At 53.5% G+C, this 19,932-nt stretch carries 18 protein-coding genes; 7 read left to right on the top strand and 11 right to left on the bottom strand.

Annotated elements, in window-relative coordinates; genetic code table 11:
* On the bottom strand, nt 1–789 hold the full coding sequence (gene sigI, locus ABE504_RS02475) for an RNA polymerase sigma factor SigI (RefSeq protein WP_430083989.1): 789 nt from the start codon (nt 787–789) through the stop codon (nt 1–3).
* Nucleotides 790–983: 194 nt separating this feature from the next.
* Between sigI and ABE504_RS02470 the strand changes: the two genes are divergently transcribed.
* Nucleotides 984–1,637 (top strand): helix-turn-helix domain-containing protein, encoded by a 654-nt coding sequence (locus ABE504_RS02470; protein ID WP_430083986.1) that lies wholly within the window; start codon nt 984–986, stop codon nt 1,635–1,637.
* Here the strand turns inward: ABE504_RS02470 and ABE504_RS02465 are convergent.
* On the bottom strand, nt 1,592–2,233 hold the full coding sequence (locus ABE504_RS02465) for a hypothetical protein (protein WP_430083984.1): 642 nt from the start codon (nt 2,231–2,233) through the stop codon (nt 1,592–1,594). The two genes, ABE504_RS02470 and ABE504_RS02465, sit on opposite strands and share 46 nt — an antisense overlap.
* 155 nt (nt 2,234–2,388) lie before the next feature.
* Here ABE504_RS02465 and ABE504_RS02460 point away from each other — a divergent pair, with 155 nt between their 5' ends.
* Nucleotides 2,389–3,162: a LytR/AlgR family response regulator transcription factor gene (locus ABE504_RS02460; protein ID WP_430083981.1), complete on the top strand. Its 774-nt coding sequence runs from the start codon at nt 2,389–2,391 to the stop codon at nt 3,160–3,162.
* Between the two features lie 80 nt (nt 3,163–3,242).
* Here ABE504_RS02460 and ABE504_RS02455 read toward each other — a convergent pair whose 3' ends face one another.
* Entirely contained in the window at nt 3,243–3,662 is a 420-nt protein-coding gene (locus ABE504_RS02455) for a hypothetical protein (protein WP_430083978.1), read from the bottom strand.
* A gap of 265 nt (nt 3,663–3,927) precedes the next feature.
* Between ABE504_RS02455 and ABE504_RS02450 the strand changes: the two genes are divergently transcribed.
* The 5 genes from ABE504_RS02450 (at nt 3,928) to ABE504_RS02430 (ending at nt 10,392) form a co-directional block, all read left to right on the top strand.
* A complete protein-coding gene (locus ABE504_RS02450) occupies nt 3,928–4,140 on the top strand; it encodes a KTSC domain-containing protein (protein ID WP_430084741.1) in 213 nt (70 codons plus the stop codon).
* 133 nt (nt 4,141–4,273) lie between these two features.
* On the top strand, nt 4,274–4,783 hold the full coding sequence (locus tag ABE504_RS02445; protein ID WP_430083975.1) for a DUF4912 domain-containing protein: 510 nt from the start codon (nt 4,274–4,276) through the stop codon (nt 4,781–4,783).
* Nucleotides 4,784–4,801: 18 nt separating this feature from the next.
* A complete protein-coding gene (locus ABE504_RS02440; RefSeq protein WP_430083972.1) occupies nt 4,802–7,753 on the top strand; it encodes a 1,4-alpha-glucan branching protein domain-containing protein in 2,952 nt (983 codons plus the stop codon).
* 182 nt (nt 7,754–7,935) lie between these two features.
* Entirely contained in the window at nt 7,936–9,906 is a 1,971-nt protein-coding gene (locus ABE504_RS02435; protein ID WP_430083969.1) for a glycoside hydrolase family 15 protein, read from the top strand.
* A 147-nt stretch (nt 9,907–10,053) separates the two neighbouring features.
* Nucleotides 10,054–10,392: a hypothetical protein gene (locus ABE504_RS02430; protein ID WP_430083966.1), complete on the top strand. Its 339-nt coding sequence runs from the start codon at nt 10,054–10,056 to the stop codon at nt 10,390–10,392.
* Here ABE504_RS02430 and ABE504_RS02425 read toward each other — a convergent pair.
* From ABE504_RS02425 to leuB, 8 genes are all read right to left on the bottom strand, one after another.
* On the bottom strand, nt 10,389–10,712 hold the full coding sequence (locus ABE504_RS02425; RefSeq protein ID WP_430083963.1) for a glycine cleavage system protein H: 324 nt from the start codon (nt 10,710–10,712) through the stop codon (nt 10,389–10,391). The genes ABE504_RS02430 and ABE504_RS02425 overlap by 4 nt on opposite strands.
* A gap of 97 nt (nt 10,713–10,809) precedes the next feature.
* Nucleotides 10,810–11,355, bottom strand: coding sequence for a peroxiredoxin (locus ABE504_RS02420; RefSeq protein WP_430083960.1), 546 nt, complete (start codon nt 11,353–11,355; stop codon nt 10,810–10,812).
* Between the two features lie 490 nt (nt 11,356–11,845).
* Nucleotides 11,846–12,928, bottom strand: coding sequence for an NAD(P)H-dependent flavin oxidoreductase (locus tag ABE504_RS02415; protein ID WP_430083958.1), 1,083 nt, complete (start codon nt 12,926–12,928; stop codon nt 11,846–11,848).
* 46 nt (nt 12,929–12,974) lie between these two features.
* Nucleotides 12,975–13,961: a BadF/BadG/BcrA/BcrD ATPase family protein gene (locus tag ABE504_RS02410; protein ID WP_430083955.1), complete on the bottom strand. Its 987-nt coding sequence runs from the start codon at nt 13,959–13,961 to the stop codon at nt 12,975–12,977.
* 68 nt (nt 13,962–14,029) lie between these two features.
* Nucleotides 14,030–16,432, bottom strand: coding sequence for an RNA polymerase recycling motor HelD (helD, locus tag ABE504_RS02405; RefSeq protein WP_430083953.1), 2,403 nt, complete (start codon nt 16,430–16,432; stop codon nt 14,030–14,032).
* Nucleotides 16,433–16,678: 246 nt separating this feature from the next.
* Nucleotides 16,679–17,473, bottom strand: a complete 795-nt coding sequence (locus ABE504_RS02400) for an SDR family NAD(P)-dependent oxidoreductase (protein ID WP_430083950.1) — start codon at nt 17,471–17,473, stop codon at nt 16,679–16,681.
* A 106-nt stretch (nt 17,474–17,579) separates the two neighbouring features.
* Nucleotides 17,580–18,605 (bottom strand): helix-turn-helix domain-containing protein, encoded by a 1,026-nt coding sequence (locus ABE504_RS02395; RefSeq protein WP_430083947.1) that lies wholly within the window; start codon nt 18,603–18,605, stop codon nt 17,580–17,582.
* Nucleotides 18,606–18,745: 140 nt separating this feature from the next.
* Nucleotides 18,746–19,825, bottom strand: coding sequence for a 3-isopropylmalate dehydrogenase (leuB, locus tag ABE504_RS02390; protein ID WP_126143390.1), 1,080 nt, complete (start codon nt 19,823–19,825; stop codon nt 18,746–18,748).
* Between the last annotated feature and the right edge of the window lie 107 nt (nt 19,826–19,932).

Raw genomic sequence — 19,932 nt, 5'->3', positions numbered from 1 at the left:
TCAAGCTTCCTCATCGCGAATATGTAAGTAATCCCGTAAATACGGATACGGTCCGTTAAAAATAAGTGCAATTGCGATCAGATATTTGCGATTTCGCTCAAGTGTTTTCCTGGATACCTGCACCTGTTCAAGCAGCTCCTTGATCGGCAGCTGCCGCTTCGACAGCAGAATCCGCATCAGCTCAGGGTCCTGTGCCAGCGTGCGGCCGATGCCGAACAGCATTTGCCGGGAATCGTCATGCTTCGGAGAAGCGTCAGTCAAATCGGAAAAGGCAATGCCGAAATCGCTGAGGCAACGATTGAAATCCACAATCTCGCTGCGCCTCTCTTCCGTGCCCTTCTGCTTCTCATAGGCTTCGATCGCCTGATGAACCTCAATCGGATTCATCACATGATCTTCTTCGTCCTCCTGGTCGAAAGAGCTGTAAGGAATTTGTCCTTTAAACCGCTGCTCTTTGCGCAAGAAATCGATCAAGCGCCGCCTGATCACCGTCTCGGCAAATCCAAGAAACGATCTGCCCATGACGGACGAATACTGATTGATCGCCTCGTTAAACGCCGCAAGCGCAATGCTGAATTCGTCGTCTCTTGCGGGATCGATGAATCTTTTACAGAAACGGCTCGTGACTTTGGCGACGTAAGGCTGATAATCGCTGATAAATTGATTCCGAAGTCGCAGGTCTCCAGATTGGATTTGATGTATAGTTACCTCAAGGGAAGAGGCAAGGGGCTCATTTTTTTCTCGGGATCCTTTCTTCCCAAGAAACTTGTTGAATAGTACCAGCAGCACCGTTCCACCTCACAGTATAGTAGTTTCGTCCCGAAGGCATCTAATTAGGGGGGTCCGTTTCGTAAAAAAACAAATAATTTACAGCGACATTATACCATAGAACCCTAAAAGAGCACCTAGTGGCAAATAAATCCTTGGGCACGGTATCAATTTGATTAAGAATCCCTTACAATTATAGTAAAGGAGGGGTCCATTTGGACGCAAACAATCAATTTGGCAAATTCCTTGAATCACTGCGAGGTAAAGCCTCCTTGCGCAAAGCCGCGCTGAAAAGCGGTCTTTCTCATGCTTATATCCGGGATCTGGAACTTGGGCGCAACCGGAGCACCAATGATTCGATCAAACCCTCCCCGGAAACGCTGCGCAAGCTCGCCGCCGCTTATCAGTATCCTTATACGGACTTATTAAAACGAGCTGGCTACCTGGAAGAAGCCCCTCCTGTCCGTGCGTTGCTGGATACGCCGTTGGATGATGTGTGGTACGTCGAGTTCGGCGTACAGTCCATTCGCTTCGTCTCCCAAGAAAGCAGGAAAGAAGAATATGTCGATTCGCTGCTCGCGTTAACCAATTTTATTGAGGCGCTTACCGAGCACCAATTTGTCAAAGTTGACGCGCATCTTTTCGTAAATCTGAACAAAATAAAAAAGTATGCCCCTTTTGAGGGCAAACTTTATTTTGACTTATATCAAGACGAGCCGTACATGCTAGTTGCAGCCGTAGCCCAACGAAAACATCATCAGCTGTTTATGGAATATATCTCCCGCCATAACGGTATTGTGCTCGAGACGGATTCGGACATCAATCATTTCTCATCCAAGAGGCCAAGCTCTTTGCCAAGTGCAACATAAATGAAAATAGCCGCAGACAGCGCCAGGATTGGCACCGGCATGAACACGCTAAACACGCTGTATGTAAAAACAGGGCGAAGCAGAATGCCTGCTAAGACGACGAAAATAAGCAGATACGTTCCTGCATTTTGCGGAATCGGCGGTATCCTGGAATAGGAGCACAGGAACGTGAAGCCCAGACGCTTACGGATAAAGGCTCTGATCACAACCCATTTCGTCATCAGCACAAGCAGTATCGTCAAGAGGAATGTCGGAGAAGTCCCCTTGATTTCCTCGAAATTCACCGACGGCATACCGTCAATGAGGACGAAGATCAGCGTTGAGATGATCACCGAGAGCATATAGCCCGAAACCGCGATCAGCAGCGCGGGAACAATATGATATTTCCAGGTTCTCCACAGCAGCAAGGTGGTCACACCGATATATATGAATTGCGTTCTATGAAACATCATAAGCGCGGCGCCGAGCACGACCGCAACGGCAATTTCTTTCCAGAACGGTTTGATTTTTTGGCGGAACAGCACCAAGGAACATAAGATCATCATGCCGAAATCTATACTTAAGAGCAGTACATGCATCCAAGACAACACTGACAATTGACAATTCCCCTCGTTTCTATCTTGCACTATACAAAAAACTATACAAGAAAATGACTGTTTTGCCTTCAACGTGGCGCAAGTTGGCAGTTTCTTGGCTCAAGTTGTCACAGACGACAGTTCAAAGAGGGAAAGGATAGGAGCGCGATTACCGAATGAGGCACCGTTTCACCGTGGCCATTGTGGAAGACAACTATTGGATTGGCGAATTATTGCAAAGCTATTGCCAGCAATGCGGCCTGGACGTCATCAGTGTGAGCGCGGACGGTGAGCAGTTTCTAAAGCAATTTGGCGTCCATCTGCCAGACATCATCCTGATGGATATTGGCCTTAAAGGCGACCTGGACGGGCTGACTGTCGTCAAAACCTTGCGTATGGCCGGCTATAAGCAGAAAGTCATTATGGTGAGCGGAACGACCAATTTGGAGCATATTTTGACGGCGTTCCACGAGCTGGATTCCGTCTATTTCTTGTCCAAGCCTGTCGCGATGCCGAAATTCAAAGCTGCAATCGATAAAGCCATTGCCGAGATTCAACTGGAGCGCTCGCGGATGACACAGCCTCTCGTGAAACATACGGTCACGTGGATTACCGTCAAGAACCAAAAATCGCACTTGCCAATTTCCGAGGATTCCATCCTTTTTGCAGAAAAAGAAAACAGACGGCTGACGCGCATCCATCTCATTAACGGCGAGCAAGTTGAGTCCAGCACCAATTTATCCGATATTCTAGCTCAAAGCACTTCACATCTGTTCAGCCCGTTCAAAGGCTTTCTCGTCAACCTGAAGCATGTCACTTCCTACAGCAAAGAGGGAGGATTTCCGACCTCGCGCCGTTTTTTGATTCACTTGAATTATACAATGGTCAAAGTGCCGCTCAGCCGTGATTTGCAGAAGGATTTTGCGAATTTGCTGAAGGAACTGGAATAAACGTAAACATAAAAAACATGCCCCCTCCGGATAACCATTTCGGAAGATGCATGTTTTTTTATTGGGATTCATTCGGCTAGCTATTTTTTTGAAGTTTTTTTATTTTTCAACTTGTCGCGGCGGGCACTGAGCATCTTAAGCCGTTTCATCAGCTGCTCCTCCCACTCCTGATCGTGCAGCGACTTGGCCACACCAAGCAAATCAAGCGCCATATCAATCTGACAGCGCACAATTTCGATCGGCTCCTCGCCTTCGTGATTGACGCAGTTATCGTGCAGCAGATGGTCCTTGCCGTCGACATAGTCCATAAAATCCACTTCAGCTGCGCCGTCGCCATGCGCGTAATCCGCAAGGATGTCATATTCATTTTCAATGAGATAATGAACTTCAATGCGATGACAGACCGGACAGAAGAGAATCGGTACATTATGAATTTGTGTGCGAATATGCTTCAAGGTCCCTTTCGTTCCAATCATGCTGGCTCCACAGCAAAAGCTCATGGTATTCCCTCCTTTGGATGCATAGGCGAGCAGTTCGCCGTAAGGCGAACGTCCAGCCCTGTGTGCAATCCGGATTAACTGAGTATATTCGCCTTGCGCCCTGCAAATTCCTTTAATGCCCGTGCTGATTTCCTCTGGGAGCACCCCCATATTCTGGTTCAAACCAACCTCATTCTAAAAGCGCGCCTGAACGCATAAGGATAATAAAGAACGTTCCGAGACGTGTTTACCGAATATTGATGGAGAAGGGGAGAGCGGCGTGAATATGATTCCGAGTGTTTCCAGACAGATCGCTTTTGTGCAGTACGACGATCAATCATCCTCTATGATAGTCCAATATCATACCGGATTCAAAGCCTCTTACACCGATGTGAAGCAAGATGAATATCAATTGATATTCCGATCCGTCAATCGGTATGATTCGCTTATGCGGTTAACGGAAAGCAGATTCAAACACGTCCAGCATCCTTCCACGTAGCTGCGGACAACTAGCGATCTCCCCCCTTCATGCAAGGGAGGAGATTTTTGGTTTGTAGGCGCATATGCTACAATCGGAGATAAGTCAGAATATGTATTTCCTGAACGCTTATACCCTAAGAAATTTGGAAAAGGTGAGCCCCATTCTTACGCCTGCATGCGCTAATTCCCTGCAACCGAATACACTCCGCCTCCTTCTGCAGACGCCCGATGTCCTGTTCGCTTACTGGCAGCTCTCCGCCGTGAAAGAGCGCATGATCGAGGTTCATTTTGACAAGCCTTGGCGCGAACTCGCGCCAGCACTGCGTTTCTGCATGGAAACGGCTGAAGAGGCTAGCTGGCTCGAACTACCGCTGCCAGACGGAGAAGCCTGTTTCCTAACGGGCTTCCATGCCGGCGCGTTCGTCTCGGCTGACCTCGGCATCTATAACACAGAGGGGCAGTTTCTGCCGCTTCTGCGCTCGAATCGGCTTCAACTGCCGGGAACCGGCTCCGTTAAGGCCGCAGCGCAGCATGCGCAAGACGGGCGCCTCACTGTGCTGTATACGCCGCAGCCGCTTTCCCTTGCGCAGGGCAAGCCCCTGGCATCGGAGTTTTTTTCAGCTTATTCGGTTTATTACCCGACATCTCCTCAGCAGATTTGATCATCCGGAGGCGAGCTCATGCATTCACAAGCTCATGGTTATGTCGCTGTGCTTTTACACGCTCACATGCCTTATATCCGCCACGACAAACGAGACGTTACCTTGGAGGAACGCTGGTTCTTCGAGGCGGTCACCGATACGTATCTCCCCCTGATCGCGATGCTGGAGCGGCTCATGCAGGATAACGTTCCGTTTCAGCTCACGCTGTCGCTGTCGCCGCCCCTGCTTGCTCTGCTCGGAGATTCTAAGCTAAAATCCCGCGTGCGCAAACATCTATCCCAGCTCTGCGAACTTGGTGGACGCGAGGTCATTCGTTTGTGGGGCCAGGAGGAGCTTGCCCCGCTCGCCAAGCTGTACACGAATCGCTACCATCAACTCTTGCAGTTGTTCGACCGTCTGCAAGGCGACTTGATCGGTACATTTCGCAATCTCAGCCTGACCGGGCAGCTGGAATTGATTACCTGCGGGGCTACGCATGCTTTTTTGCCTTTGGTTAAAAATAAAACCTTTCTCCGCGTGCAATTGGAAGCCGCCGTGCAGGAGTTCAAGCGGCATTTCGGCCGCGGGCCGGCCGGCATCTGGCTGCCCGAGTGCGGCTACACCCCGGAGGTGGAGCCGCTGCTCGCGGAGCTGGGCCTTCGTTACTTCGTCGTCGAAGGCCATGCGCATGCGCTGGCGCGCGGCCCGCAGGGCGCGCCGCTGAAGGGCCGACCGCTGCGGACGCCAAGCGGCGCCGCCAGCTTTGCCCGGGATGCAGAAGCCGGCGCTCAGGTCTGGAGCGCCGGGATCGGCTACCCGGGCGACCCCGATTATCGCGAATACTATCGCGATATCGGGTTTGACCTCGGCCACACCGATGCGGCCGAGTGGGCGTACTTGAAGCCCTATGTGCTGCCGGACGGCGCACGCATCCCTACGGGCTTTAAGTATTACCGCGTCACCGGGGAGGGTGACGCCAAAGCGATCTACCACCCGGCCCGGGCCGCCCAGAAAGCTCAGCTGCATGCTGAGCATTTTGTGGCCTCGCGGGTGGAGCAGCTGCGCCGCCTCGCGGAGCCCGCGGTGGATGCGCCGCCGGTCATCGTATGTCCCTACGATGCCGAGTTGTTCGGCCACTGGTGGCACGAAGGCCTCCAGTGGCTCGAAACCATGCTGCGCGGCTTCGCAGCGCAGCATGCCGACAGCGTAGTCGTGCACACGACTACGCTCGGCCGCTACGCCGCTGCGCATCCCCCAACCACCGAAGCGGAGCTTCCGGTGTCGAGCTGGGGGCGCGGCGGCTACGCCGCAGTCTGGCTGCAGCCGCGCAGCCAGTGGGTCACGCCGCGGCTGCACGCGGCGGAGGATCGCCTGCTGCAGGCGGCGCGCCGCTACAGGCAGCCTGACGCGCTGAAGCAGCGCGCGCTCAGCCAAGCGCTGCGGGAGTTGATGCTTGCGCAGAGCAGCGACTGGACGTTCATCCTGGATGCGGGCACCGTCACGTCCTATGCCGAGCAGCGTCTGCATGACCATCTGGCCAACCTCGGCCAGTTGCTCGAACGGTTGGAACGCTCAGATTCCGCAGAGCAGCCGCTGCGCGAGCTGGTGGATCGCTTAGAGCGGCGGACGCCGTTTTTGCCTGAGCTGAACGCGCTCGCCCTCCTCCAATCATCGTTCGAGGAGGAACCATCAAACGTCAAGGATACCGTTCTTTCGTCGAGCACACGCTTCGCCGATCCGCCGAGCGGCGATCCCTCCGCCCGCTGCATCCTGATGCTGGCCTGGGAATACCCGCCGCATGTGATCGGCGGACTGGCGAGAGCTGTCTGCGAGCTTGCCAAACAATTAGCCCTGATGGGGCATTCTATTCATGTAGTTACCTGCTTAACGCCGGAAACCGAGGCCTATAGCTTCCCAGACGGCGTACACGTTCACCGGGTCGCGGCTTTGCCGGGCGGCGAGGAGCTGCCTTTTCTCGATCGCGTGTTCCACGTCAATCTGGCATTTACGGACAAAGCGCTTGCGCTTGCCAAGCAAGGGCTGCGCTTCGATGTCCTGCATGCCCACGATTGGCTTGTCGGCTATGCGGCGCTGGCATGTGGCCAGGAGCTTCGGCTGCCGCTTGCCGTCACGCTGCATGCCACAGAGCATGGCCGCAACCGCGGAACATTGGTCTTTCCCATGCAGCACCGCATTCATGAGCTGGAAGGCAGGCTGGCGTCGTCCGCGGACGCCGTGATCGTCTGCTCACACTATATGGCACGCGAAGTACGGGAGTTGTTCCCTTTGGACAGCATCCCTGTTCACGTCATTCCGAACGGAGCACCAACGCCCGGCGTAATCGAACCCGCACGCGCTTACGCCGCTGCTCAGCCGCAGTTAGCCGCCTTATTACAGCAGCAGGCCGAAGCCTCCTTCCCACTGCTCGTTTTTCTCGGCCGGCTGGTCTACGAAAAAGGCGTTCATGTGCTCCTGACTGCCTTCGAGCAGGTGCTGGCCGCCATGCCGGAAGCCCGGCTTGTGATTGCCGGCACAGGCCCTGAGCGCGAAGCGCTGGAAGGCCAGGCTGCCCCGCTGAGCGAGCATGTCGTGTTCACAGGCTTTATTGAAGGAGAAGATAAGCTTCGGCTTCTGCAGTCGGCTTCGCTCTGTATCTTCCCAAGCCTTTACGAGCCGTTCGGCCTTGTCGCACTGGAAGCGATGGCAAGCGGAGCGCCGCTTCTCGTCTCGGACACGGGAGGGCTGGCGGAAATCGTCCAGCATGAAGTCACTGGCTATCTCAGCCCGCCGGGAGATGTCGACAAGCTGGCGGCAGCGATTCTCCATCTTGGGCAGCATCCCGAGCAGCGTCACAAGCTCGCCGAACGAGCGAAAAAAGCGGCAGCCGAGCTCTTCACCTGGAAGAAGAACGGCAGCTTGACCCTAGACGTATATACCGGCGTTATGCGCAAGTCGACCACGCAACCAGAGCTGAAACAGGAAAATTATTGAAATTTTACTGCCCTTACCAGATGTAAGCGCGCCCAGCAATAATTTTCAGAATTTTTTCAAAGAATCATTGATTCCTTTGTCATAATTAGGTAACCTAGTTGCAGGACTTGCGCTTTTTCAAAACGATTTTCATCGGACGGTTAGATCGCGCGATCAAACAAACAAGTGGGGAAGTGATTGTTTTGCCAAGACATCTGGTCATCGGAAACGGACAATTTCTTATTAATCTTGATCAGCATTCCTACATGCGGGATCTGTACTATCCTTTCGTCGGCCAGCTCAACCACATCGGTGGCTATCAGTGCCGTGTCGGCATTTGGGTAGATGGCGACTTCGCCTGGCTCAACGCCCCTGAATGGCAATTCAAGCTTGCCTACGTCGAAGACTCTTTGGTCACGGAAGTTACGGCTACGCATCCCGGGCTGGGGATTACCCTGCTGATGAATGACGCCGTCCATCAACGTGAGGACATTTACCTCAAGCGCATCCACATTACGAATCACAAAAGCACCGTACGCGAGGTTCGCATGTTTTTCAATCAGGATCTGCTCATTAACGAGACCGAGGTTGGAGATACAGCCGCTTACTATCCCGCGAACAATACGGTATTTCATTATAAAAAAGACCGCTACTTCATGTTCAACGGCAGCACGGGTACGGAAGGCATCTACCAGTTCTCAACGGGCGTCAAACGGTTCTACAACGCCGAAGGCACTTGGCGTGACGCAGAAGACGGCCATCTGATGGGCAACGCCATCGCGCAAGGCTCTGTCGACAGTACGATTTCGTTCCGGCTGTTCGTGCCGCCAAACGCCAGTCAGACGCTCTACTATTGGATGGGCGCCGGTAAAAACCTCGAGGAAGTCAAAAAGCTCGATGCTTACGTCAAAGACAGCCATCCGGGCAAACTGCTCGATCGAGTCACAGTGTACTGGCAGCGCTGGGCGAACAAAATTGAGCGCGACTACTACGATTTGAACCCGTCGGTGCAGCGCCTATTTAAGCAGAGTCTACTGATTGTCCGAACGCAAACGGATGCGAACGGCGCCATTATCGCCGCCAACGACTCCGATATCATGCAGAGCAACCGGGATCACTACAGCTATATGTGGCCTCGGGACGGTGCACTGATCGCTTATGCCATGTCGATGGCTGGCTACCAAGGAATGATCATCCCGTTCTTCAACTTCTGTGCGAACGTGTTATCGCCGGAAGGCTATCTGCATCACAAATACAACCCGGATGGAACAGTCGGTTCCTCTTGGCATCCTTACATCCATTCGGGACGCGTCCAGCTGCCGATTCAAGAAGACGAGACGGCGCTCGTGCTGTTCGCGCTTTGGCAAGATTTTCAGAAAAACGGAAGTCTCGAATTCGCTCAATCGCTCTATCGCAACTTGATCCGCCGCGCGGCCCGCTTCATGTCGACCTACATCGACCAGGAGCTGAATTTGCCGAAGCCGAGCTACGATCTGTGGGAAGAGCGCTACGGCATCTATACATTCACGGCTTCTGCGGTGTATGGCGGTCTAATCGCCGCGTCGAACTTCAGCAACCTGTTCGGGGATGAAGAGCGCAGCAACCGCTATAAGCATACCGCGGAAAAAATCAAAGCCGGTATCCTCAAGCATCTCTGGGACGAGAACGAGCAGCGGTTCGTTCGCGGTCTGTATATGGAGGACGGTGAATGGGTCAAGGATATGACTTTGGAAAGCTCTGTGTACGGCATCTTCGAATTCGGCGTACTGCCGGCGGACGACGAGCGCGTTGCCAGCACGATGCGCGCCAATAAAGCCGGGCTGATCGTGAAGACCGACATCGGCGGCTCCGCCCGTTATCACCATGATTACTATTTCCAACGTTCTACCGATATTGAGAAAGTGCCAGGCAACCCGTGGATCATCTGTACGCTCTGGATCGCGGAATGGGAGATCGAATCGGCCAAATCACTTGAGGATTTGGAAACGCCGCGGCAGACGCTTGAGTGGGTCGTGAAATATGCGATGGAAAGCGGCGTGCTCTCCGAGCAGCTCGATCCGTTCAACGGAGATCCTGTCTCTGTTGCTCCGCTGACGTGGTCGCACGCTACTTACGTGCTCACCGTGGTCAAATATTTGAACAAATACAAGCAGCTTGCAGGGAAACAAAGATAAACGGCTCCGATGTCCTTTCATGGACGTGAGCGTTTACTGATGGCATAGAGCAACTTCGAGGATATACTTACTGATATGCTAACATTGTGCAGTGAGGACAAGAGGCTTCTTGTCCTCTTTCTTTAGCCGAAAACAGGGGGAACACGCTTGGGGAACTTGAATTTTTACATACTGTGCGCCATTATCATCTATCTCGTCTATCTAGTTGTCTCACGCAGCCGAAGGAAAAAGAAAAATGTAAATCCGAACCCTTGGAGCAATCCTGGCATTCCCAAAAAACGGGGCGACAGCACGAGCGATAGTTACTACTACGATACACCCGATACGCCCGATACTCACCATCGCCATCATCACCATAGCGGCGGCTCGCACCACCACAGTCATCATCATAGCGACCATGGCGGAGACAGCGGAAGCAGCGGGGATTCCGATAGCGGCGGCGGATCCGGAGATTCCGGAGGAGACGGGGGCGGCGGCTCGGATTAAGCTTTTTCCAGGCGAAGCAGCCAGCCTTTCACAGTTGGGGATGCGTACAGCAGCTCGGTCGAACGCTCCAGCAGCAGGTTCACGGATGTCACCTTGCCGCTTATGGGTGCGCTTAGATCCCATTCGCTTTCAGCGGTCTCGACCAGCCCCATGTACGCACCTTCCTTTAATTCCGCGCCGACTTCCGGGAGCTCGATGAACAAAATCATCCCCCACCGCTCCAACGCCGCTTCCGTTAACCCGACCACGGCATGCGTGCCTTCGTCTCGAATCCAATATAATGCGTCATCTCGATCGTTGGCCGATTCGTTATCTATCATTTCTTTTGTCTCCTCCTTTCCTGAACGAACAACCAAAAAAAGACCCCTTCGCCGCAGCTCATGCAGCCAAGGGGTCTCTCTACAACCCTGATTCGGATTAAACCACCAGGTTTTTGTCGCCTGGTTTCCAGTTCATTGGGCACAATCCGCCGGATTGAAGCGCTTGAAGCACGCGAAGCGTTTCTTCTACGCTGCGGCCTACGTCGTTGTGGTTCACAACTTCGTATTTCAATTCGCCTTCTGGATCGATGATGAACAGACCGCGCAGCGCGATACCTTCTTCTTCGATCAGAACGCCGTAGTCACGAGCCACGGATTTTGTAATGTCCGCTGCAAGTGGGAACGCCAGCTTGCCAAGGCCATTGCTATCTTTCGGCGTGTTGATCCATGCTTTGTGCGTGTGGATGCTATCGATGGAAACACCTAGAATTTCAGTGTCCAATTCAGAGAATTGAGCCGCTGCTTCGCTAAGTGCTGTAATTTCTGTAGGGCATACAAATGTGAAGTCCAGCGGATAGAAGAAAAGAACTAACCACTTTCCTTTGTAGTCGGACAATGAAACTTTGCCAAATCCTGTACCGTCACCTGTTGCTGTCTCCATTGTGAAATCTGGAGCTTGCTTACCAACCAAACGCTCTGCCATGGGTATAATTCCTCCTCTAAATATCTATCATATTCGTTTAAAATGGTAACACTCGTCTACCTGAAAGTCAATATTAGATTATATATTAAATAATAATTATTTTAAAATAAGAAAAGTTCATGACAAATGGAGCATTCCCTTTTTCTACGGATTTTTGAACCATCTGCTTCCCCTGCCAGATTCCCATCAAGGGCAGCTCCCATTCTGAACAAGCCCCGCTCATTCAACCTCTTTCCAGCGCTTGCGGATCGCATCCTGCGGGACGCTTAGGGCTTGGCCGCCTAAACCGCCTAAAGAACGTTTGTCATCCACGAACTGGAATTCCTTCTGTTCACTTCACCTGAAATCTCCCCTCGCTCCCTATCAACTGGAAAAACTCCAACTCATTTCAGCAGTTTTCGGGGAGAGCCGCCAAAAGTGGGATATGCTATTGGGATAGCATGGAGCCCCTCCGAGGGTATACTTTCCGGCGCAACCCAAAGCGCCTGTTTCAGCCGGAGAACGTGTCCGCCATCCTGCCAAGCAGCCGTTCCGCCTGCTCCATCGTGCGGCGCACCACATCGGCCGCGGCAGCTTCGCCAGCCAGCCGTAAGCCTTGCCCCGCCCACAGCGACATATACGCCGGCCTGTTCGCCCTCGCCGCAGCCTGCCGAATGTCCCGCGTCATCGCGTTCTGAAGCGGATACGCCGGAATCGCTCCCGGATAACCCTGCATTTCGCGCATAAAATCCGTGCGAATCCCGCGGGCCGCTTTGCCCGAGTATGCGGTGGTAATCTGCGTCGCGTCTTCCTGCGAAGTCACAACCATCCGCTTATACGCCGCGTGGGCACCGCTCTCAGGGCTGGCCAGAAAAGCCGTGCCCATTTGCACGGCGGAAGCCCCCAAGGCCAGCGCGGCAACCAAACCGCGGCCATCCATGATGCCGCCCGAGGCGATCACCGGCAGCTTGACGTGATCCGCCGCTTGCGGCACAAGCGCCATCGTGCCGATCAGCGCATCGGACGCAGTGGACGCGAACGTGCCACGGTGCCCGCCCGCTTCGCTCCCCTGCACCACGATCGCGTCAACGCCGGCGGCCTCGAGCAGCTCCGCCTCGCGAACCGTGGTCGCCGTGCCAATGACCGCCGTACCGCGCTGCTTCAGCGCACGAATCACGCCCTGCGGCGGAATGCCGAACGTGAAGCTGACGACATTCACATCCTCCTCCAGCAGCGCCTGCACCTGCTCTTCAAAGTTCTCCGCTGCCAGTGGAATCTCCGGACTTCGCGTAATGCCCAGTTCATCCCGATACCGGTCCAGATACGCGTTCATCCGCGCAATCGCCTCCGCATCCTCTTGCGGCTGCTCCGGTACGAACAAGTTCACGCCGAACGGCCGGTTCGTGCGTACCCGAACCTCCCGAATGGCGGTGCGTATTTGCTCCGGCGTCAAATAGCCAGCTCCTAAGCTGCCCAGCCCGCCTGCGTTCGAAACGGCCGCTGCCAGTGCAGGCGTCGCGGGACCTCCGGCCATAGGCGCCTGCAGGATCGGGTAATCGATATTTAGCATACGTGTGAGTGTGGTTTTGAACATACGAGGACCTCCTATGGGTTAGCTAAGTGAGCTTATGGGAGCAGCATCACGCATACCGCGCCTCTGCATTTGCCCCCATATTCGCCAATAATCGCGGCGTTATTTCCACACCCAGCTCCTTCAAAGCCATCAGCACCGCACCGGCAGCCGGCGAAAAAGCGGGAGCGGTAAGGCGAAGCTTTTTCCGATTCCCCTGTTCCATGCGCAAGGCTAGTTGTTCCCCAAAGTATGCGCTGTTCACAACACTCCCGACCAAGGCAACCTTCACCTCCGGCTCTGCAAAATAAGCGGAAAGCATATTAACGCCCACCGCGATCTGATGAATCGCCCGATCACATACGAGTTGGGCTAACGGAACGTGCTGCTGCGCGAAATCCGTCAGCGCCGGAGCCAGCTCAGCAAACTTGCGATTGCGCTCGCGCGGATCGGCGATAAAACCTTCGACAGCCAGCTGCGCCAGCTCTTCCACCGTGGACACGCCCCAGAAGCGGAACATCGCTTCAACGAGCTCTGCATCCTCCTCTTGTGCGTTACCGGCCAGCACTTCATAAGTAGCATCATAAGCCAGGAACCGGGCTGCACTTGCCGCATAATGATGAAGATCATAGTTTCGAATGTGTTGCCCAGCCTCGTTAACTGCCACAATGATCGACCCCGTCCCTGAAACAACGATAATGCCGGGTTCGGAGAGCAATGCGCCGCTATGGGCGACCACCGCATCGTTCACGTGCTGCCTCGGGCAATGGAGCTCCGGAACATCAGTGAGCGGTTCAACCCAAGCCAAATCCGCTTTGGCATCAAACCCTGCAACTCCGGCCGTCAACGCCGCTACATCACCTGCCTGCTTCCCCGCTTCGCGCAGCGCATCTCCAATCGCTTGCTGCACGTTGTCTTTCGCATGCACATCCTTATGAATCGAAGAGGCCCCCCGCTCCACATAAGCAAGCAAGCGCCCTTCGAGATCCGCCACCATAACCCTTGTGTGCGTACCGCCCCCGTCTATGCCCATCACGACACAGCTTTGATTCTCCACACTGCTCACCCTCCCCTATTCCTTCTTCCGTACAACCCCATTTCTCAATTCAAGTCTACCATATTCTGTCACCCACGATCTATTCCTTCTATAAAAGGCGTCCACTCCCCCACTGCATACAGCAGCAGCTTGTGCATAGCACGGGTACACACCGTGTAAAAAAGCTTCCGCTCACTCTCTCGGCCATACACGTCCGAAGACGCATCATAGACCAGCACCGCATCGAACTCAACGCCTTTGGCCAAGTAAGAAGGAATGACCGCGATCCCCTTTTCAAAAGAAAGCGTCTCTTTCGTGATCAGCCGCAGCGATTCGCAGCCTTGTTCTGCCAACAACCCGTAAGCCTCAGAAGCTTCGGCTGCGGTTTTCGTGATCACAGCGACGGAGCCCAAGCCTTCGGCGGTCAGCGCCGCCAAATCCTCCGCCATTCGCGCCGCCCGTGCCGCGCTGCTGCTTAGCTGGAGGAAGCGCGGCTTTTCACCGCTCCTCTCAAACGGGACAATGTCCCCGCCCCAAGGCAGCAGCGACTTTGTAAAGCTTATGATCTCCTGCGTCGAACGATAGCTGCGGACCAGACGGATCAATCTCGTTTCCTCCTCGCCGTACAATCGCACCAGCGGAGAAGCCTCTTCCTGCAGATTGGTCGCCTGCGCAAAAATCGCTTGATTAAAATCGCCAAGCACCGTCATGCGAGCGCGTGGGAACAGCTTTTTCAGAAAAGCGTACTGAAACGGCGAGTAATCCTGCCCTTCGTCCACGAACACATGGCGGACCTCCGTATTGACGCGCGTCCCTTCGATCAATTCCTTCACATACAGATACGGCGTCGCATCTTCATAGAACAACATCTTCCCGTTCAGCTTCTCCTGTGTTTGGCGGCAAATCGCAGGCCACGAGGCTGGCACCTCCGTCTCGCCCGTCATGCGATGGAAGGTGTCTTCGTCCTCAAACAACTGCTCATACAGCCCGATGAAATCGATAAAATGCAGCCGTCTCACCTCCCGCTTCAACGGCTCGGCATGCGCCTTCACGATCATTTCTCGCAGAAGTTCCTCTTCCTGATCGGCAAAATCGAACAAGCTCTCCTCCCCCGGCCCCTGAGTACGACGATCACCGTCATATTGATCGGTAAAATCAAACACCGCCTCCTCCCGCCGATACTTGCGCAGCACCGTGCGGTAGGCTTCGTCATAGCTCTCAGGATCGAGATAGTTGACCTCATCCTGCACCCAATCCGCCTCCCGCTCGCGGCGCTCCCATCGCGACAATTCCTTGAGCAACCAATCCCGAAGCAGAATCACCCGATTTGCCAAACGAACGCCCAGATCATAGCTGTAAAATTGCTCCCGCATCCGCGCCGCCGAGATCAGCTCGCGGTTCTGGAACCGGATGGGAACGAAACGCATCCCTTCCTTGCCCAGCCACAGCGCGTATTGTTGAAGTGCATGGAGAAAGCGCTCCGACGCCTTATAAGCGATCCCGGCCATACGCGCTTCGTAATCCAGTGTTTGCGGTGCCGTCAGCACATACTCCATCTGCTCGAACGGGTCTTCCAGCGCAAGGCTGCCTTCCAGCCAGTACGACAAATACTCCTGAAAAGTCGTCTGCTGCATATTCTCTTCGCCCAGCTCCGGCAGCACCGTAGCAACGTAACTGTTGAACATCGGATTTGGCGAAAAGAGGACGAGCTGATCCGCCCTGAGTTTATCGCGGTTTCTGTACAGCAGGTACGCCGCCCGCTGAAGCGCGGCAGACGTCTTGCCGCTGCCGGCCGCCCCTTGCACGATCAGCATGCGGCTCGTTTCATCGCGGATGATGGCATTTTGCTCCCTTTGGATCGTCGCCACAATGCTTTTCATCTGCGCATCCGCACCTTGCCCCAGCGCCTGCTGAAGCAACTCGTCGCCGATCGTCATGCTCGTATCAAAAACATGACGCAGCTCGCCGTCCCGAATCTGATACTGCCGCTTGCGCGTCATCTCCCCGTCAATCCGCCCGCCAGGCGTTTCGTAATGCGCAGGGCCAGGCATGTAATCGTAATACATGCTGGCAATCGGCGTGCGCCAGTCGTACACTAGAAAGCTCAGCTCCTCTTCATCTGTCAGCGAGGCAACCCCGATATACACGGACTCGCTCTCCTTCGTTCCCTGTTCCGTAAAATCAATACGGCCAAAATACGGCGACGGCAGCAATCGCTTCATCCCGTTCAACCGCTGAAGCCGTTTAAGATGACTCCGCTCCCGTTCGGATAACAGCGCCTCCTGCTGCTTGATGCTGTAGAACGTCTCCTCGAAATCCTCGTGCGTACTGGTGTTCAGCGTCACATCTTCCCAGAACCGCTTCCGAATATCCGTCACTTGGCTCCGCAGCCCCGACACCTCCGGCTCCAGCTCAGCGATGCTCGCCTGAATTCTCAGCTTCACCCGTTCCAATCGCGCTTGTTCCTCTTCCCGGTTGATTTCGTTTGCCATTCTTGACCACACTCCTGCCTCGTATTTTGAATACAAATACTGTTTGACAATCGGCTCATCCACGTGCTATACTTGTAATGTAGATAAAATAATCTATTTATGTTTATTTTGATAAAAGAAAATAAGTTTCCTAAGCATAACATATTGCCATTAGGCATGTAAATAGCATCAGTGAAATAAAAGAACCGGCAAATTTTGCCGGTTCTTTTTATGTGTTCAACCTCTATGGGCCTCATCAAGGAGTCATTAATAAATGGTCGGCACCATGCCCCCGTCCATGCGGATTGGAGAACCTTTAAAAGCAGAAGCATAAGGGCTGCATAGAAAAGCTGCCAGTCGTCCGATTTCAAAGGGTCTGATAAATCGCTCAATCTCAGACTGTGGCAGGTTGGCGGCCATAAATTTTTTCTCTTTTTCGGGGAACGTGATATTCTCATCCCTGTAGATACCGTCAATGATCTGATGCACATTCTCAGAAAGTGTTGGTCCGGGCATGATCGTATTGACGGTCACTTCCGTCCCTTTGGTTAATTTAGATAAGCTTTTTGAGAGTGAGAGCAGCATCGATTTGGTCATCGCATACTGCGGCATTTGCCCCGAAGGCATTATAGCTTCCTCGCTCGCGATAAAAATGATGCGGCCCTCCTTTTTTTCTAGCATGGTAGGCAGATAAAATTGACATAGTCCATTTGCGGCAAGGACATTCGTACGGAAGTAGGTATGCCATATGTCATCGGTTATTTCGTCGTAACGCATCATTTCATAGATACCCATATTGTTAACCAGAATATCCACATGAGGATATTTCTCAAACAAAGCTTTTCTCTGTGCAGGATCGGCCATATCTGCAGCAGCATTTTGAGGCGAAGTAGCGGGAAATTTCGAGCGGATTTCGTTTACCGTCTGTTCTGCCTCTTGATTGTTTCTTCCATTAATCAGCACGTTCACGCCTTCTTTGGCCAGTTCAATCGCAGTGGCTTTCCCTATCCCCTTCGTTGATCCTGTAACTAAAGCTGTTTTATTGTGCAATCCCATATCCATTCTGCATTTCTCCTCCTAAGTTCTGGATAGGGACAATACTACCTTGTCTGGAGCGTTCAGTAACTAGCCCGCGGCGCCAATCTTCTTGCCTCACACGCCAACCCCTTTACTCTTTACCATGTTGAAAGCCTAAGTTCTCCGATCGCCAATGCGAGGGTGTCTCCCCTTCCCATATCCGGAATGCGCGATAAAACGAATTCTGGTCCTCGTACCCAACCAGACAAGCCACTTCTTTAATGTCTAGTAGCGGGTCGGCTAAATACGCCCTTGCCTGCTCATGCCTAGCCTGCGTTAACAGATGCTTGAAATTCGTACCTTCTTCCGTTAGCCGTCGCTGCAGCGTCCGGTCACTCATCGCAAGCTCTTTTGCGACAGACTGTATATCAAGATGTCCGGCCATCAGATTCCTTTTGATGATCCATTTCACGGTCTCGGTCATGGAGAGGGGGACTTGTTTTTCACCCAACTTCCGGTCCAGAACAGGTGTCAATATGTCCAGCAACTCTGAATTATACGATGCAAAAGGAATATCCAAATCTCGGCGCAGCAGCGTGAGCCGGTTCCTGTTGGTGCCGATGCGAATCGAACAGCCGAAATAAGCCTCCAACACCTGCACGTCACCCATAGGGTACGCAAACTCAACGCTTCGTGCGCGCAAAGCTTGCCCAGTTCCCCGGCGCCCAAGCTCCAGAAGCTGGGCCAGCGTGACCCCAACCAATATTTTCGGAACAAGCTCTTCCGCATGCTGCCACTTGAGCTCGATGGTACATTCCTGTCCCTCCTCTGTGATTAGCAATTGCTCAGGAGGGCACATTTGTTTATATCTAGCCATGCGGCAAAGCGCATCCCGATAATCACGGGCATGATAAATAGCCAACATATCCGGCGGGTATTGTGCCGTTTCAAAAACAGTTACAAGTCCAAATAATCCTTTGGCAATATCACCGATGAGGTCCGAAAAAGCCTGCCAGATCGCAAAGTACACTTCCGTGGTTACTTGGGTTTCCGTAATTACAGTCACCGGCAGCTGCGCTTGCCGAGCTATATCCTTTGGAGCAATACCTAATTGTTGTATCCCGGACCAAAAGCCGAAAGGAAACTTAATCATCCGTTTGGTGGCAGGTGCATTCATATCTCAGTCTCCTTGCAGATGCTGGGGATGTGTCACGATATTCATCGTAACCAATCCGATTTCCAAGTGCAACTGGCGTCGTCACTCGCTCAAACGCAAAAAAGCCTGCTCTCCGCAGACTTACGGAAGCAGGCTTTTTATTATTTACGCATCGCGTCAACGATCAGTTGGCCCATCGCAATCGTACCGATCGCTTTGCTCTTATCAACCGCGATGTCGCCTGTGCGGTGACCCGCATCCAACACTTCCTTCACCGCGCGCTCGATGGAATCAGCAGCGTCGTGGTAGCCGAACGTCAAGCGGAACATCAACGCGACGGACAGGATGGTCGCGATTGGGTTCGCGATGCCTTGACCCGCGATATCAGGTGCAGAGCCGTGCACCGGCTCGTACAGACCGAAGCTGCCTTCGCCCAGGGATGCGGAGGACAGCATGCCGATGGAACCAGTCAGCATAGCCGCTTCGTCGCTTAGAATGTCGCCGAACATGTTCTCGGTAACGATAACGTCGAAGGAAGACGGACGACGCAGCAATTGCATCGCGCAGTTGTCAACCAGTACGTGCTCCAGCTCAACATCCGGATAGTCAACCGCGATGCGGTTAACCGTTTCGCGCCACAGGCGGGACGTTTCCAGGACGTTCGCTTTGTCGACGGAAGCCAGTTTTTTGCGGCGTGTGCGTGCAATATCGAACGCTTGGCGAGCGATGCGCTCAACCTCAGCCACTGTGTAAGTGCAAGTGTCAACCGCTTGTTGACCGTTCTCTGTCTCGCGGCGGAACTTCTCGCCGAAGTAGATGCCGCCAGTCAGCTCGCGCACGACGATCAGGTCTGTGCCTTCCAGCACTTCAGGCTTCAGCGTGGAAGCTTCTTTCAGGCAGTCGAAGATCACAGCCGGGCGAATGTTGGAGAACAAGCCCAACGCTTTACGAATGCCGAGCAAACCAGTCTCAGGACGAAGCTCCTTCGAGTTGTTGTCCCATTTCGGGCCGCCTACTGCACCAAGCAGAACCGCGTCGGAACCTTGGCACACTTTCAGCGTTTCTTCCGGAAGCGGCGTGCCTTTCTCATCGATTGCAATACCGCCGAACAGCGCGTGCTCTGTTTCAAATTGATAACCGAACAGTTCTTCGGTACGTTTCAATACTTTTTCTGCTTCTGCAACGACTTCGGGACCGATACCGTCACCGGCGATTACAGCAATTTTTTTCACATCTGCCATGTTGGTTACACTCCTTCTATTGGTCAAACCGCTTATAAACACTACGGATGATTCATTTCCTACGCCCTATTGTACCATATCTCGCATTCGCACATTAGATATAAAAG

The organism is Paenibacillus oryzisoli (assembly GCF_050467285.1).
In the GTDB taxonomy this organism is placed as follows: Bacteria; Bacillota; Bacilli; order Paenibacillales; family NBRC-103111; genus Paenibacillus_E; species Paenibacillus_E oryzisoli_A.
The sequence above is the reverse complement of the archived record's forward strand: the minus strand, read 5'-3'. Positions and strand labels throughout refer to the sequence as shown.